At 72.0% G+C, this 16,138-nt stretch carries 12 protein-coding genes; 7 read left to right on the top strand and 5 right to left on the bottom strand.

Annotated elements, in window-relative coordinates:
- Positions 1 to 40 precede the first annotated feature (40 nt).
- From GUI43_RS08620 to valS, 5 genes are all read left to right on the top strand, one after another.
- Positions 41 to 1,519, top strand: a complete 1,479-nt coding sequence (locus GUI43_RS08620) for a DNA-3-methyladenine glycosylase 2 family protein (RefSeq protein ID WP_112698514.1) — start codon at positions 41 to 43, stop codon at positions 1,517 to 1,519.
- The gene (locus tag GUI43_RS08615) at positions 1,516 to 2,025 is read left to right on the top strand and encodes a methylated-DNA--[protein]-cysteine S-methyltransferase (protein WP_112583756.1); all 510 of its coding nucleotides are present in this window, start codon (positions 1,516 to 1,518) and stop codon (positions 2,023 to 2,025) included. Before GUI43_RS08620 ends, GUI43_RS08615 begins: the two co-directional genes overlap by 4 nt.
- A 37-nt stretch (positions 2,026 to 2,062) precedes the next feature.
- On the top strand, positions 2,063 to 3,919 hold the full coding sequence (locus tag GUI43_RS08610) for an ABC transporter ATP-binding protein (protein WP_112583757.1): 1,857 nt from the start codon (positions 2,063 to 2,065) through the stop codon (positions 3,917 to 3,919).
- Positions 3,916 to 5,796, top strand: coding sequence for an ABC transporter ATP-binding protein (locus GUI43_RS08605; protein WP_112605040.1), 1,881 nt, complete (start codon positions 3,916 to 3,918; stop codon positions 5,794 to 5,796). The genes GUI43_RS08610 and GUI43_RS08605 overlap by 4 nt, the downstream gene beginning before the upstream one ends.
- 91 nt (positions 5,797 to 5,887) lie before the next feature.
- Positions 5,888 to 8,506 (top strand): valine--tRNA ligase, encoded by a 2,619-nt coding sequence (valS, locus tag GUI43_RS08600; protein WP_112698562.1) that lies wholly within the window; start codon positions 5,888 to 5,890, stop codon positions 8,504 to 8,506.
- A 44-nt stretch (positions 8,507 to 8,550) separates the two neighbouring features.
- Here the strand turns inward: valS and GUI43_RS08595 are convergent, their stop codons facing one another.
- The 5 genes from GUI43_RS08595 to GUI43_RS08575 form a co-directional block, all read right to left on the bottom strand.
- On the bottom strand, positions 8,551 to 9,195 hold the full coding sequence (locus GUI43_RS08595) for a hypothetical protein (protein ID WP_112583808.1): 645 nt from the start codon (positions 9,193 to 9,195) through the stop codon (positions 8,551 to 8,553).
- 93 nt (positions 9,196 to 9,288) lie between these two features.
- A complete protein-coding gene (locus GUI43_RS08590; protein ID WP_112583758.1) occupies positions 9,289 to 9,999 on the bottom strand; it encodes an ABC transporter permease subunit in 711 nt (236 codons plus the stop codon).
- 1 nt (position 10,000) lies between these two features.
- Positions 10,001 to 10,912 (bottom strand): ABC transporter ATP-binding protein, encoded by a 912-nt coding sequence (locus tag GUI43_RS08585; RefSeq protein ID WP_091406310.1) that lies wholly within the window; start codon positions 10,910 to 10,912, stop codon positions 10,001 to 10,003.
- A complete protein-coding gene (locus GUI43_RS08580) occupies positions 10,912 to 11,817 on the bottom strand; it encodes an ABC transporter permease (protein WP_112583759.1) in 906 nt (301 codons plus the stop codon). Before GUI43_RS08580 ends, GUI43_RS08585 begins: the two co-directional genes overlap by 1 nt.
- Positions 11,810 to 12,724: an ABC transporter ATP-binding protein gene (locus tag GUI43_RS08575; RefSeq protein WP_091406315.1), complete on the bottom strand. Its 915-nt coding sequence runs from the start codon at positions 12,722 to 12,724 to the stop codon at positions 11,810 to 11,812. Before GUI43_RS08575 ends, GUI43_RS08580 begins: the two co-directional genes overlap by 8 nt.
- Positions 12,725 to 12,963: 239 nt before the next feature.
- On the opposite strand from GUI43_RS08575, the gene GUI43_RS08570 reads away from it, so the two are divergent.
- Together GUI43_RS08570 and cysC are read left to right on the top strand one after the other, a co-directional pair.
- Positions 12,964 to 14,478: a glycosyltransferase family 2 protein gene (locus GUI43_RS08570; protein ID WP_112583760.1), complete on the top strand. Its 1,515-nt coding sequence runs from the start codon at positions 12,964 to 12,966 to the stop codon at positions 14,476 to 14,478.
- An 88-nt stretch (positions 14,479 to 14,566) separates the two neighbouring features.
- Positions 14,567 to 16,096, top strand: coding sequence for an adenylyl-sulfate kinase (cysC, locus tag GUI43_RS08565; protein WP_112583809.1), 1,530 nt, complete (start codon positions 14,567 to 14,569; stop codon positions 16,094 to 16,096).
- Positions 16,097 to 16,138: the final 42 nt, after the last annotated feature.

The following is a 16,138-nucleotide window of genomic DNA, read 5'->3' as shown; positions in this document are numbered from 1 at the left end:
CGCCAGCCGATGACCGGTCGAGCGGGGCATCATCGGTGATATGGAGATGGACTTCGAGCGGTGTTACCGGGCTGTGGACAGCCGTGACCAGCGGTTCGACGGCTGGTTCTACACCGGTGTGACGTCCACCGGGATCTACTGCCGGCCGTCCTGCCCGGCGATCACACCGAAGCGGCAGAACGTCCGATTCTTCCCGTCCGCCGCCGCCGCGCAGGGCGCCGGGCTGCGCGCCTGCCGTCGCTGCCGGCCGGACGCCGCGCCCGGCTCCCCGCTCTGGGACGTCCGCGCGGACGTGGTCGGTCGGGCGATGCGGCTCATCGCCGACGGGGTTGTCGACCGGGACGGCGTACCGGGGTTGGCCTCCCGGCTGGGCTACACCGAGCGGCACCTGCACCGGATGCTGAGCGCCGAGATGGGCGCCGGGCCGCTCGCGCTGGCCCGCGCCCAGCGCGCCCAGACCGCCCGGATCCTGATCGAGACGACCGACCTGGCGATGGCCGAGATCGCGTTCGCCGCCGGCTTCGGCAGCGTGCGGCAGTTCAACGACACGCTTCGCGAGGTGTACGCGAGCGCCCCGTCGGACCTGCGCACGGCCCGTGGCCGCCAGCAGGCGCCGGCCGGGGCGGGGACCATCGCGCTCCGGCTGGCGTACCGCCCGCCGCTGCACGCCCGGGCGCTGCTGGACTTCCTCGCGGTGCGGGCGTTGCCCGGTGTGGAGGCCGTCCGCGACGGGGCGTACCACCGGGGTCTGCGGTTGCCGCACGGCACCGGCCAGGTGGCGCTGACCCCGGCGGACGGGCACGTGGCGGCGACGTTGCGGCTCGCCGACCTGCGCGACCTGGCGCCTGCGGTGGCCCGCTGCCGCCGGTTGCTCGACCTGGACGCGGACCCGGCGGCCATCGACGCAACGCTGGCCGCCGACCCGGCGCTGGCCCCGGTGGTCGCCGCCGAACCCGGCATCCGCGTCCCCCGCGCCGTCGACGGTTTCGAGCAGGCCGTCCGCGCCATCATCGGCCAACAGGTCTCGGTGACCTCCGCAAGAACAACCCTCACCCGCCTCCTCTCCCACCGCGTCGATCATGAGGTTGACCCGGCCGATGAAGATCGAACCCCAGGTCAACCTCATGATCAACGGGGTGAGCTGCGGGGGTTTTTGAGCGCGGAGGACCTTTTGGGCCTGCCGGACTCGGGGTTCGGGATGCCTGTGGGGCGGCGGGAGGCATTGCGGGGGTTGGCTCGGGCCGTGGTGGACGGGTCTGTCGACCTCGCCGCTGGAACGGACCGGGGGGAGGTCGTTCGGGGGCTGCTCGCGCTCCCCGGCATCGGCCCGTGGACCGCCAACTACCTGGCCATGCGCGCCTTCGGCGACCCGGACGTCCTCCTCAGCTCCGACCTCGCGGTCCGGCGCGGCGCCGCCGCACTCGGCCTGCCCGACACCCAACCAACCCTCGACAGGTACGCCGAGCGTTGGCGTCCCTGGCGGTCCTACGCCACGATCAGACTCTGGAGAGCGGCATGAACATCGACAGCACCGTACTGAGCACACCGGCCGGCCCACTGAGCATCCTCGCCGGCCCCGACGGTGACGTACGGGCCGCCGGCTTCACCCCGGACCCGGCGGCGCTGCTGCCCCTGGTCCACCCGGCCCTGCGGGCACCGCTACGCGAGCGGGCCGACCTCGGCCCGGTCAGTGCGGCGGTCCACTCCTACCTGGACGGTGACCTCGCCGCCATCGACGCGGTGCCGGTGCGTCAACGCACCGGTGGAGAGTTCATGGCGCATGCCTGGCAGGTGCTGCGCGAGGTGCCGCCGGGCACCCCGGTCACCTACACCGGGTACGCCGCGCTGGCCGGTCGACCACCGGCGGTGCGGGCCGCCGCGGCCGCCTGCGCCCGGAACGCGGCAGCCCTCTTCGTGCCCTGCCACCGGGTACTTCGCACCGACGGCACGCTCGGTGGCTACCGCTGGGGGCTGGACGTGAAGAAGTGGCTTCTCGGTCATGAGCGACGCTTGACAACAAGCTGACAGGAGCATCGACACTCATTGACGCTACCGTCGGGTAGTGCCTGTGGAGAGCGACGGCGACCCGGCCGCCCGGGCCGCCGCGGGCACCCACCCCGTGCACAACCTCTGGCGGCTGCGCCCCTACCTGCGCCCGTACGCCGCCGAGTTCGCCTGGCTGCTCGTCGCGGGCCTCGCCGGCACCGCGGCCGGGATCGCCGTACCACTGGTCGTGCAGCGGGTCGTGGACGGGCCGGTGGCCCGACACGAACCGGCCGGGCTGCTCCAGCTCGGCGGTCTGGCGCTGCTGCTCGGCGTCGTCGAGGCGGTGCTCATCTTCATCCGCCGGTGGGTGCAGTCGTCCTCGGCGGTGGGCATGGAGGCGGCGCTGCGCGCCGACGTCTACGCCCACCTGCAACGGCTGCCGACCAGCTTCCACGACCGCTGGCAGTCCGGCCAGTTGCTCTCCCGGATCACCAGCGACCTGTCGGTGATCCGCCGGTTTCTCTCCTTCGGCGTCTTCTTCCTGGTGCTCAACCTGACCACGTACGTGGTCGTGGTGGTGCTGCTGATCAACCTGCACCCGGCGCTCGGGGTGCTGGTCGCGGCCAGCGCGGTGCCACTGCTGCTGATCAGTCGCCGGTTCGGCCGGCACTACCACGCCGCGTCCCGCCGGATGCAGGATCAGCAGGGCGACGTGGCGACGCTGGTCGAGGAGACCGCGCAGGGCCTGCGCACCATGAAGGCTTACGGGCGGGGGCCCGAACTGGCCGCTCGCTTCGCCGGTGCGGCCCGCCGCCTGCACGACACGGGCGTCGGCAAGGGGCGGCTGCTGGCGAACACCTCGGCGCTGCTCGACCTGGTACCCAACGTGACCCTTGGCGTGGTGCTGGCGGCCGGGGCGGCCGCCGCCGCGCAGGGCGCGCTCACCATCGGCGAGCTGGTCGCGTTCGTCAGTCTCCAACTGATGCTCATCTGGCCGGTGCAGTCGCTGGGTTGGATCATCGCCAACGGTCAGGAGGCGGCCACCGCCGCCGACCGGATCCAGGAGGTGCTGGACACTCCACCGGAGATCGTGGATTCTGCCGGCGCTGTCGCGTTGCCGCGCAACGCGGTGCACGGTCGGCTGCGCTTCGAGCGGGTCGCGTTCAGCTATCCGGGTGCCACCACGGGGGTGCTGCGCGAGATCGACCTGACCATCGAGCCGGGCGAGACGCTGGCCCTGGTCGGCGCCACCGGCTCCGGCAAGAGCACCCTGCTCTCCCTGGTGCCCCGGCTGCACGACGTGACCAGCGGCCGGATCACCCTGGACGGGCACGATCTGCGCGAGCTGCGGCTGGCCTCGCTGCGCCGGCTGGTCGGCGTGGCGTTCGAGGAGCCCACCCTCTTCTCCATGTCGGTGCGGGAGAACCTCACCCTGGGTCGCCCGGACGCCGGTGACGACGAGATCCATGCGGCCCTCGCGCTGGCCCAGGCCGACTTCGCGTACGACCTGCCCTGGGGGTTGGCGACCCGGGTGGGCGAGCAGGGGTTGTCCCTCTCCGGCGGGCAACGGCAACGGCTCGCGTTGGCACGGGCCGTGCTCGGCCGACCGGCGGTGCTGGTGCTGGACGATCCGCTCTCCGCCCTCGACGTGCACACCGAGGCCCTGGTCGAGGCGGCGCTACGGCGGGTCCTGCGCGACAGCACCGCGCTGCTGGTGGTGCACCGGCCGTCGACGATCGCGCTGGCCGACCGGGTCGCCCTGCTGGAGGACGGGCGGATCACAGCGACCGGTCGGCACTCCGACCTGCTGGCCACCGTTCCGGCGTACCGGGCACTGCTCGCCGCCGAGCCGCCCGCGGGGCGCCCACCGCCGGCTGGGGCCAGTGGCCCGAGTTCGTCCCCTTCGGACGGGTGGGGGCTGGTGCGTTCGTGAGCGTGCCGGAGCAGGCCGACCCACCTCCCGAGGAGGAGCCCGAGCTCACCCGCTGGCGCGGAACCGCCACCGACCCTGAGGCTGACCGCAGTCGAGCCGAGGACACCAGCCCCGAGGCCGTGGCCCGGCTGCGCCGGCTCAGCCGCACCCTGCTGGGCGGTCTGCTCCGGCCGCATCGGAGGCGTCTCGCCGCGGCGGTCGCGCTGCTGCTGGCCCAGAACGCCGCCGCGATGGCCGGCCCGTACCTGGTCATGATCGGCATCGACCGGGCCATCCCGCCGTTGCGCGCCGGCGACGCCGGCCCGCTGGTCACCGTTGCCGGGGCGTTCGCGGTGGCCGCGGTGACCGAGTACGCGGCCCGCCGCGGCTTCCTCACCCTCTCCGCCCGGATCGGCCAGGCCGTCCTGCTCGACCTGCGGCAGCGGGTGTTCGGGCACTTCCTGCGGCTCTCGGTGGGCTTCCACGAGCGGTACACGTCCGGCCGGATGGTCTCCCGGCTCACCAGTGACCTGGACTCGATCGCCGAGCTGGTCGACGGTGGGATCGACAGCCTGGTGCTGGCCGGGCTCTCGATCCTGTCGGTGGCCGCCATCCTGCTCTGGCTGGACCTGCCGCTGGCGGCCGTGACGCTGTTCGCCTTCCCTTTCCTGTTCTGGCTCTCCCGCTGGTTCGCCCGATCGTCGGCCAGCGCGTACCGACGGACCCGGGACGCGGTCGCGCTGGTCATCGTGCACTTCGTCGAGTCGATGCGGGGCATCCGGGCGGTGCAGGCGTTCCGCCGGGAGCCTCGCAACCAACGGATCTTCGTGGCGCTCGGCGACGACTACCGGCGGAGCAGCCTGCACGCGTTCCGGCTGATCGCCACGTATTCGCCCGCGATCAAGCTGATCGGCAACGTAACCGTGGCGGTGGTGCTCTGCTACGGCGGTTGGCGGGTGCTCGGCGGGCAGACCGAGATCGGTGTGCTCGCGGCGTTCCTGCTCTACCTGCGCCGCTTCTTCGAGCCGATGCAGGAGCTGAGCCAGTTCTACAACTCGTTGCAGTCGGCCACCGCCGCGCTGGAGAAGCTGGCCGGGGTGCTCGACGAACGACCGGCCGTCGCCGAACCGGCCCGGCCCACACCGCTGCCGACCGGTCCCGGCCGCGGTGAGTTGATCTTCCGCTCGGTCGGCTTCGGCTACCGGGCCGACACCCCGATTCTCTGCCGGCTGGAGTTGACAGTGCCGGCCGGGCAGACCGTGGCGCTGATCGGCCCCACCGGGGCGGGCAAGTCGACGATCGCGAAGCTTGTCGCCCGGTTCCACGACCCCGACACCGGCACGGTCCGGCTGGACGGGGTCGACCTGCGCGACGTACGCGACGCCGACCTGCGCCGCGCTGTGGTGCTGGTGACGCAGGAGAACCACCTGTTCAGCGGAACCGTCGCGGAGAACATCCGGTTCGGTCGCCCGGGGGCCGACGACGACGCCGTCCAGGCCGCCGCGCGGGCGATCGGCGCGCACGACTTCATCGCCGCACTACCCGAGGGGTACGCCACTCAGGTGCACCGGCGCGGCGGCCGGCTCTCCGCCGGGCAGCGGCAGCTGGTGGCGTTCGCCCGCGCGTTCCTGGCCGACCCGACAGTGCTCATCCTGGACGAGGCGACGTCGTCGCTGGACGTGCCGACGGAACGTCTGGTGCAGCGGGCACTCGGAACCATCCTGCGCGACCGCACCGCACTGGTGATCGCACATCGCCTCTCCACAGTGGAGACAGCCGACCGGGTGCTCGTCCTCGACGGCGGAAGGGTCGTCGAGGACGGCCCACCCGCCGTGCTCGCCGAGGCCGACGGCCGGTACGCCGCCCTGCACCGCCAGTGGCGTGACTCGCTGATCTAGCCGGGCCGGCCGGTCGCGGCCACAACCGCCGGCCGGTGTGTTCGGCCGCAACTACGTCGCCCCGCACCCGCTACGTGCCTACGATCGCAGGATGACCGATACGGCGAGGACGGCCCGCGCCGGCGTTCCCGAGCGTCCGACCCTGGACGGGCTCGAGGAGAGCTGGGCACGCCGCTGGCAGGAGGAAGGCACGTACGCGTTCGACCGCTCGAAGCAGCGGAGCGACGTGTTCTCGATCGACACCCCGCCGCCGACCGTATCGGGCGAGTTGCACATGGGGCACGTCTTCTCGTACACCCACACCGACACCACGGCGCGGTACCAGCGGATGCGTGGCAAGGCCGTCTTCTACCCGATGGGCTGGGACGACAACGGGCTGCCCACCGAGCGTCGAGCGCAGAACGTGTACGGGGTGCGCTGTGATCCGGCACTGCCGTACGACCCGGTGTGGCGGCCACCGGCGGGTCCGGTCGACGACGCGGCCCGCCGCAACCCCACCCCGATCTCCCGGCGAAACTTCATCGAGCTGTGCGAACGGCTGACGGTCACCGACGAGCAGTCCTTCGAGGCGCTGTGGCGGCGGCTCGGGCTCTCGGTGGACTGGTCCCTGACGTACACGACCATCGGCCGGATCGCCCGGACCACCAGCCAACGGGCGTTCGTCCGCAACCTGCGCCGCGGCGAGGCGTACCAGTCGGAGGCGCCGACCCTCTGGGATGTCGGCTTCGCCACCGCTGTCGCCCAGGCGGAGCTGGAGGACCGGGAGCGCCCCGGCGCGTACCACCGTCTGCGGTTCACCGCGGCCGACGGGCGTGAGGTGCTCATCGACACCACCCGGCCAGAGCTGCTACCGGCCTGTGTGGCGCTGGTCTGCCACCCCGACGACGAGCGGTACGCCGACCTGGTGGGCGGCACCGTGCGCAGCCCGCTGTTCGACGTCGAGGTGCCCGTGTACGCCCATCCCCTCGCCGAGCCCGGCAAGGGCACCGGCGTCGCGATGGTCTGCACCTTCGGTGACCTGACCGACGTGACCTGGTGGCGTGAGCTGGGACTGGACACCCGAGTGGTGATCGGCCGGGACGGTCGGTTGCTCCCCGAGCCGCCGCACGGGGTGCCGGCCCAGCCGTACGCGGCGCTGGCCGGGCAGACCGTCAACGGCGCCCGCCGGGAGATCGTCGGGATGCTGGCCGACGCCGGTGACCTGATCGGCGAGCCGCGCCCGATCACCCACCCGGTCAAGTTCTACGAACGCGGCGACCGGCCACTGGAGATCGTCTCGACTCGACAGTGGTATCTGCGCAACGGCGGCCGGGACGAGGCTCTGCGAGCCACGCTGCTGGGCAGGGGCGAGCAGCTGCACTGGGTGCCGGCGCACATGAAACACCGCTACGACAACTGGGTCGGCGGCCTCAACGGGGACTGGCTGGTCAGCCGCCAACGCTTCTTCGGGGTGCCGGTGCCGGTGTGGTACCGGCTCGACGACACTGGCGAGCCGGACTGGTCCCACCCTCTCACGCCGGACGAGTCCGCGCTGCCGGTCGATCCATCCAGCGATCCGGCGCCCGGTTACGACGAGTCGCAACGCGGGCGACCGGGCGGCTTCATCGGCGACCCGGACGTGCTGGACACCTGGGCCACGTCCTCGGTGACCCCGCAGATCGTCGGTGGCTGGGAGACCGACCCGGACCTGTTCGCCCGGGTCTTCCCGATGGACCTCCGCCCGCAGGGGCAGGAGATTATCCGGACCTGGCTCTTCGACAGCGTGGTCCGCTCGCACTTCGAGCACGGGGTGCTGCCCTGGCGGGACACAGTGCTCTCGGGCTGGATCCTCGACCCGGACCACAAGAAGATGGCCAAGTCCAAGGGGAACGTGGTCACCCCGCTGGCCCTGTTGGAGCAGCACGGCTCGGACGCGGTGCGCTACTGGGCGGCCAGCGGTAAGCCCGGCATGGACCTGGCCTTCGACCCGGCGCAGATCAAGGTCGGCCGGCGACTGGCCACCAAACTGCTCAACGCGTCCAAGTTCGCGCTCGGGCTGGGCGCTGCGGACGCGTTGCGCGCCCCGTACGACAACTCCAGCTCGGCGCGTCTGACGCCACGCCGCGACCTGGAGCTGTCGGCCACCACACCACTGGACCGGGCCATGCTCGCCGAGCTGGCCACCGTGGTCACCGCCGCGGGCGCCGCCTTCGACTCGTACGACCACACGGCGGCCCTGCAGGTCACCGAGGCGTTCTTCTGGCGGTTCTGCGACGACTACATCGAGCTGGTCAAGGAGCGGGCCTACGGCACCGGCGCGGCGGCCGACTCCGCGCGGGCGGCGCTGGCCTCGGCGCTGTCGGTGCAGCTGCGGTTGTTCGCCCCGGTGCTGCCGTACGTGACCGAGGAGGCCTGGTCGTGGTGGCGGTACGGCTCGGTGCACCAGGCGCCGTGGCCCACCACCCACGAGGTGGCCCGGACGATCGAGGGCTCGGGTGACCCGGCGCTGCTGCGGCTCGCCGGTGACGCGTTGAGCCAGGTGCGACGGGCCAAGTCGGAGCGGAAGCTGTCGATGAAGGCGGAGGTGCCGTTGGCGGAGGCGCTCGGCCCGGCGGCGCTGCTGGAGCAGCTCACGCTGGTCGCCGACGACCTACGGGCGGCGGGCCGGATCGGCAAACTCGACCTGCTCCCGGACCGTACCCCGGAGTTGGTCATCGCCTGCGCCTTCTGACAGGGGTCCGCCGCCGCCCGCTCGGGCGGCGGCGGACCGGCGGGTCACCAGCCGCGCAGGAAGCGCAGCCCGAGCAGGAACGCGATCACGGCGGGCCCGACCAGCAGGGTGATCGCCTGGAGGCGGTACGGCATCCGGTGCCGGGTCAACTCCCCCGCGTTGCCCAGCACGATGGCCCCGGCCAGCATCAGGAACGCACCCCACCAACCGGTCTCCAGGTGGATCAGCTCCACCCGGATCAGTTGCAGGGTCAGACCGAGCAGTGCTCCGGTCAGCGCGAGCAGGGCCACCGCCCGGTGCAGGCCCCGGGCCAGCGGGTGGGCCGCGCGCCAGCCGTAGGTGCCGGCCACCGCCAGGCAGGGCAGCACCACCATGAGCGGCCAACCCCGTCCCATCACGCCGAACATCAGCAGCGCGCCGACCGCGAAGACCATCGTGCCGACGCAGGCGAGCATGTACCCGGCGAAGGCCCGGCCGCCACCGCGAGCCAGCAACGGCCCACCGCTGGCCGCGATCAACGCGGCCGGGATCAGGATGAACACCGCCCACCAGTGGAACTGGCCGCTGCCCTGAGCCGCCGTGGCGACCGTGGCACAGGCCAGCCCGGCGACGGCCAGGCTGGTCAGCCACGGCCGGCTGCTCCGGGAGTATGGCTCAGCCAACGACGTCCGCTCCGCTTCGACGCTCACGTCCACCAGCCTGGCCCGAGGTGGCCCGACCGGTCCATCCGGCCAGCCCTACCGCCGCGCGGGGGCTGGCCGGAACAGCGTCTCGCACCGCCGTCAGCTCGTCTCGCCGGCCACGCTGAACGAGCGCAGGCGGTCGATGGCGAGCACTGTGAAGCCGACGCTGACCAGCGCGGTCATCACCGACGCCACCGGCACCGACACGCTGGTCTCCAGCAACCCGGTGGGGGCGATCCGGTCGGCGAGGGCGATCACGTACTGCTGGATGGAGAGCACCTTGGTGCCGCTGACGAAGTTGCCCAGCAGCCCCTCCCAGATCAGCACGTAGACCAGCCCGAGCAGCACCGGCCGCCTGGTGACCAGGCTGAGCGCGAGGAACAACGCCGAGTACGCCAGCGCGCCGAGCGCCGCCGCGACCGCCAGCGCCAGTCCGAGGCGTACCGAGTCGGCGAGCACGCCCGCGACGTAGAGCGGCACCGCCACGGTGACCGCGGTGACCCCGGCGGCCACCGCGAGCTTCGGCAGCACGATCTGCCAGCGCGGCAGCGGCTTGGTCAGGATGTGCACCACGGTGCCGTCGTCGATCTCGGCGCCCAGCACGCCCGTTCCGATGATCAGCGCGACCACCGGCAGCACCACGGCCAGCCCGAGGCCGACCAGCACCGGCGGCCCCCACTGGCCCGGGTCCACTCCCAGCGACCGGCAGAGCACGGCCAGCCCGAGCAGCACCAACGGCAGCGGTAGCAGCAGCAGGAACCGACGTCGGCCGAACAACCCGCGCGCGGTGATCCAGGTAACTGTCGACATGTCAGGCCTCCACCAGGTAGGAGAAGACACTCTCCAGGGACTCGTCGGACGGCACCAACTGGCGCACCCGGATGCCTTTGTTCAGCGCGATCCGGGGCAGCGCCCGGGTGAACGCGCCGTAGTCACCGGCCCGCACGGTCAAGCCGGTCGGGTCCAACTCGACCCCACTCACCGACGCCTCCGCGATCAGCGCGACGGCCAACGCCCGGTCATCTGTGGAGCGCACCGCGAAGACGTGCGGGCGGTTGGTCATCAACCGGCGGATGGTCCGGAAGTCGCCGGAGGCGGCCAACCGGCCGGCCACCATCACCTGCACCGTTCCGGAGACCTGTTCGACCTCCTCCAGGATGTGCGAGCTGAACAGGATCGTCCGGCCAGCGTCGCCCAGGGTGTGCAGCAGCTGCATCATGTGCAGCCGCTGGCGCGGGTCCATGCCGTTGAACGGCTCGTCGAGCAGCAGCACCTGCGGGTCGTGCACCAGCGCGGCGGCCACCCGGGCACGCTGGCGCATGCCCTTGGAGTACGTGCCGATCCGGCGGTCCTGCGCCGACTCCAGCTCCACCAGATCAATCGCCCGTCGGGCCGCGGCCGCCGGATCGGGCAACCGGTGCAGCTTCGCGCTGGCCAGCACGAACTCGTACGCGGTGAGGAAACCCTGCACCGCCTCCCGCTCGCTGACCAGCCCCAGCCGCCGGTAGACGTCGGGATTGCGCCAGGTCGGCTCGTCGTCGAGGGTGACGGTGCCGCGCGACGGGGCGAGGAACCCGGCCATCATGTGCAGCAGCGTGGTCTTGCCGGCGCCGTTCGGGCCGAGCAGCCCGGTCACGCCCGGCCCCAGGGCCATGCTGATGTCGTTGACCGCGACCACGTTGCCGTACCACCGGGACACCCCGGTCAGGCTCAGCGTGCTCATCAGGAGGCGACCTTCCGGTAGCGGGCCAGCAGGAGGGCGGTCGCGCCGGCGACCAGCAGCACCGCTGCCAGGGCGTAGACCGGGCCGAACCCGCCGATCATCATCTCGCCCGGATCGCCCTCGACCAGCAGGTCACCCAGCGACCAGATGCCCACCCCCTGCACCAGCGTGGAGGGGGAGGCGAGCCCGGCCAGCTCGTTGGCGGCGCGCGACGGCAGGATGCTCAGCACGCCCACGATCGGGGTGGTCATCAGGAAGACCGCGACCACGCCGCCGGCGGCGAAGGCGCGCTTGCCGGTCAGCGACGCGACCAGCAGGCCGACCGAGGCGAAGACCACCGCCCACAGCCCGGCGTAGAGCAGCCCGGGCAGCAGGTCGAGCAGCTCGTTCCACACCCCGCGCATGCCCTGCTTGGTGGTGAACGCGGCGCCCAGGAACATCAGCAGCTGCGGCCCGCCGAGGAGCAGCCAGAGTGCGGTGACCAGCGCCAGCAGCTTGGCCAACGCGTAGTCGGAACGCGGCAGCGGCCGGGAGAAGTACAGCGGCAGCACGCCGCTGCGCAGATCCCGGGAGACCAGCTCCGGAGCGACGACCGCGACGAAGAAGATGACCAGCCAGCTCATCGCGTCGGCGAACTGGGCGTACGTGGCGACCGGCTCGCCGATCTGGCTGCGTACCGCGGCCAGGGCCACCGCGACCAGGGTGACGATGCCGACCACCAGCCACGGGAAGATCTTGGCCTTGGCGCTGCGACCGAAACCGAACGCGGTACGCAGACCGTGCAGGTAGAGCGCGCCGAAGACCTGCCGGCGGCCGAGCCTCGGGCCCTCGTAGCGTTGATAGCCGATGTCGTGAATGACGCCGGTCGGCGTGGGGCGCACGGCGGCGGTGGACGGCTCAGGCATGAGTGAGCTCCCTCGTGGCGAAGAGTTCGGCCACCCGGTGCCGGCGCTGGTCCAGTCGGTGCAGTGGCAGGTCCAGTTCGGCGACCGCACCGAGGATCAGGTCGTAGGTGCCGTCGTCGGCGAGCGGCACGAGGAGCAGTCGCCCGTCCCGGGCGACAGGCAGTTTCAGCTCGGCGAGCCGGGCGGCGAGCTCCTCGGTGCCCTCGCTGACCTCCACGGCGAGCACGTCGGTGGCCGAGGTCATCGCGGAGATGTTGTCAGCGCGCAGCAACCGGCCGCCGTCGATGGCGATCAGCGTGTCGCAGATCCGCTCCACCTCGCCGAGCAGGTGCGAACAGACCAGCACGGAGATGCCGAACTCGGTGCCGATCCGGTGCACCAGGGCCAGCATGGCGTCGCGCCCGGCCGGGTCCAGGCCGTTGGTCGGTTCGTCCAGCAACAGCAGGTCGGGGTCGTGCACCAGCGCCTGGGCCAGCTTGACGCGCTGCTTCATGCCGGTCGAGTAGCCACCGACCGGGCGATAGCGCTCCTCGTAGAGCCCCACGTGCCGCAGCGCCTCCGAGGCTCGCTCGCGAGCCGCGGTGCGGGGAAGGCCGCTCATTCGACCAAGGTGGGTGACCAGTTCGGCGGCGGACAGGTCCGGTGGGAGGCAGTCGTGTTCCGGCATGTAGCCGACCCGGTTGCGGACAGCCGCCGGGTCTGCGGTCGGGTCGATGCCGAGCACCGAGACCTGACCGCTGGTTGGTGCGATCAGGCCGAGCAGGATCTTGATCAAGGTGGATTTTCCGGCGCCGTTCGCGCCCACCAGGCCGATGATCCCGGGCTCGACGGCGACGGTGAGGTCGGCCAGCGCGGTGACCCGACCTCCGTACGTCTTGGTGAGCGACTGGGTCGCGATCAGTGTCACGCGCCCAGCGTAGGGAGTCGATGCCCAGCAGGGACACCGGCACGCCCCCGGCCCTCCCCTGATCCTTTCCCCGCCGGACCCCTAAGGTCCCCCGCTGAGGCTCCCGGGACGTTTCCGCCGGTCCCGCGTTCGACCCGACCCCGCCTTCGGAAAGACCCGTCCAAGGTGACACCATTCACCTCCCGTTCACCAGGCGTCGACCCGCCCGGTGATCGACCGACGACGCGGGAGGGATCCTGATGGCCGAGGTGGGCGTCCCCAAGGTGAGCGTCGTGGTGCCGGCGTACAACTGCGGCCCACACATCGAGAAGCTCGCTGCCTCGCTGCTGCGGCAGTCGCTGCCCGCCGACGAGTTCGAAGCCATCTTCGTCGACGACGGCTCGACCGACGACACCGCGAAGCGGCTGGACCGGCTGGCCGCCGAGCACCCGCACATCAAGGTGCTGCACATCGAGAACTCCGGTTGGCCGTCGCGTCCGCGCAACCTCGGAGTCGACCACGCCCGCGGCGAGTACGTCTTCTTCGCCGACGACGACGACTGGTTCGCCGACGAGGCACTGGAGCGGCTCTATGCCTGCGCGAAGGCGAACGACGCCGACATCGTGGTGGGGAAGATGGCCGGGTACGGACGCCCCGTGCCCCGGGAGCTGTTCCGCAAGAACCGCTTCGACGCCACCCTCGGCAACTCCCCACTGGTCGACAGCCTGACCTGTCACAAGTTGTTCCGGCGGTCGTTCCTCAACGAGCATGGTCTGCGGTTCCCGGAGGGCGGCAAGCGTCGGCTGGAGGACCACTCACTGGTCATCCGGGCCTACTTCCTGTCCCGGCGCACCTCAGTGCTGTCCGACTACGTCTGCTACCACCACGTCCAGCGGGGCGACGCGCGCAACGTCACCGCGAGCGAGCTGGACCCGGCGAGCTACTTCGCCAGCGTGCGGGAGGCGCTGGACGTCGTGGACGCCAACACCGAGCCGGGTCCGCTGCGGGACCGGCTGCACCGGCGCTGGCTGCGCAACGAGATGCTCAGCCGGCTGCGCGGCAAGCGGCTGCTGAACGCCCGCGAGGCGTGGCTGGAGCAGGTCGCGCTGGAGATCCAGAAGATCATCCAGGACCGTTTCGCCCCGGGCGTCGCCGGTGGTCTGCCACCCCTGCTCCGAGCCGTGGCGTACCTGGCGGAGCAGGGGCGCGTCGCGGACCTGCGCAGGCTTGCCCGCTGGGAGGCAGGCATCGCCGCACACGGCACGGTCAACGAATTCCAACGTGTCGACCACGCCGTCACGGTGACCGTCGCCGCCGAGCTGCGCGCCGCGGACCAGCCTGTCGGGTTCCGCGCCGACGATGGCCGCGACGTGCTGATGCTGCCGATGGAGGAGGTCACCCCCGAGGTCCTCGACGCCACCGCGCAGGTGCGCAAGGCCCGCCTGGACCTGGTGGCCCGCCACCGGGAGACCGGTGCCGAGATCTTTATTCCGAACACCTTCCAGACCGAGCGGATCACCGGTACGACCGGAGCGGACACCGTCCACCTGGTGCACCGGGCCACCGCCACGATCGACTTCGCCGCCCTCAACGGCGGCCGGACCAGGGGCAGCTGGCAGCTCAAGGCCCGGATCACCAACGTGGGCTGGACCGAGGACGCCCGACTGCCGCTGGTGTTCATCTGCCGGGCCGACGGCTCTCGACCCCGGATCCGCGACGAGCGGAAGGTGTGGAACCGGGTGCGGTCGGCGGTAGGCCGGCGGATCAAGCGCTGATCCGCCCGCGGGGGTCTTGGAGTGGCGCCCTCGACCGATGGGCGGTCGGCTGCGAAACTGTGTGCCGGTCAGCGAGTGGGGGGTGTGGATGAGCAACGGCTGGGTGCTGCCCGACGAGGTGCTACGGGACGCACCGGCGTACACGCCACGTCCCGGTGAGCTCGCGGATCTGGAGCTGCTGCTGACCGGCGCGTACGCCCCTCTGACCGGTTTCATGACCCGCGCCGACCTGGTCTCGGTCAGCCGACGCGGCCGACTGGCCGACGGCACACCGTGGCAGGTCGCGGTAGTTCTGCAGGTGCCGGCCGCCCTGGCCCAGAGCTTTGATCCGCGCGACCCGGCCCGCCGGGCGCTCGTGCTGACCGATGGGGAGGGCGCCCCGGTGGCCGCCCTGGACGTGGCCGACGTCTGGCCGGTCCGCGAGGGCGTGGCGGGAGTGGGCGGCCAGGTTCGGCGGCTGGGCGACGGTGGGCACGGTCCGTTCCAGCGACTGCGGCGTAACCCGGAGGAGGTTCGTGCGCTGCTGCCCCCGGGCCGGGTGCTCGGGGTGATTGCCGATCGGCCGCTGCATCGTCCACAGCTCGCCCAGATCGCCCACGCCGCCCGCACCCTGGCCGCTCATCTGCTCGTGATGATCCCGGTGGGCGAGGGCGGCGCAGACGGGCTCCCGCCGGAGGCGCTGGTCCGTACGATCTTCGCCGCACGGGACCGGATGCCACCCGCCACCCTGGTCGCGGTGCCGCTGTCGCATCGACGCGAGGAGATCAGCGACGCGCTGCTGCGCGCCCGGGTCTCGGCCGCGTACGGGGTCACCCACCTGCTCTCCACCGGGGAGATGCTCTCCGGCGCCGGGCTGCGGGTGCTGGTGCCGCGCGAACTCGCCTACGACAACCGGGACGGGCAGTGGCGTTGGCGGGAGGACATCCCACCGCGCAACCGCCGGCTCGCGCTGACCCAGCCGGAGATCGACGACCTGCTCGACCGGGGCTTCCCGCTACCGGAGTGGCACACCCCGCCCGCTGTGGCACGGGAGTTGGCCCGGGCCCGGCCGCCGCGTCGGCAGCGAGGGCTGGTGGTCTTCCTGACCGGTCTCTCCGGCTCCGGCAAGTCGACGATCGCCCGAGGGCTGGCGGACGCGTTACGGGAGAGCGGCGACCGCACGGTGACCCTGCTCGACGGGGACGTGGTACGCCGGGAACTCTCCGCCGGGCTGGGCTTCAGCAAGACCGACCGGGATCTCAACGTCCGGCGGATCGGCTGGGTGGCCGCCGAGATCGCCCGGCACCGTGGGGTGGGCATCTGCTGTCCGATCGCCCCGTACGCGGCGGCCCGGGCCACCGCCCGGGAGATGGCCCTCGCCGCCGGATCGGGTTTCGTGCTGGTGCACGTGGCTACTCCGCTGGAGGTGTGCGAGCGGCGGGACCGCAAGGGCCTGTACGCGCGAGCGCGAGCCGGCCTGCTCACCGGGATGACCGGCATCGACGACCCGTACGAGGAGCCGACCGACGCCGATCTGGTGCTCGACACCACCGACCTGAGCGTGGCGGACGCGGTGCAGGCCGTGCTGCACCATCTGACCGAGACCGGTTGGGTGGAGCTGAAGATCGCCACCGCCTGAGGCGTCGCCGTACCCGTTCCTTCCACCGCTGAGCGGCACGCG

Source organism: Micromonospora noduli (genome assembly GCF_003264365.1).
GTDB classification, from domain to species: Bacteria; Actinomycetota; Actinomycetes; order Mycobacteriales; family Micromonosporaceae; genus Micromonospora; species Micromonospora noduli.
Note: the sequence above shows the minus strand (reverse complement) of the source record. Positions and strands in the feature narration are given on the sequence as shown.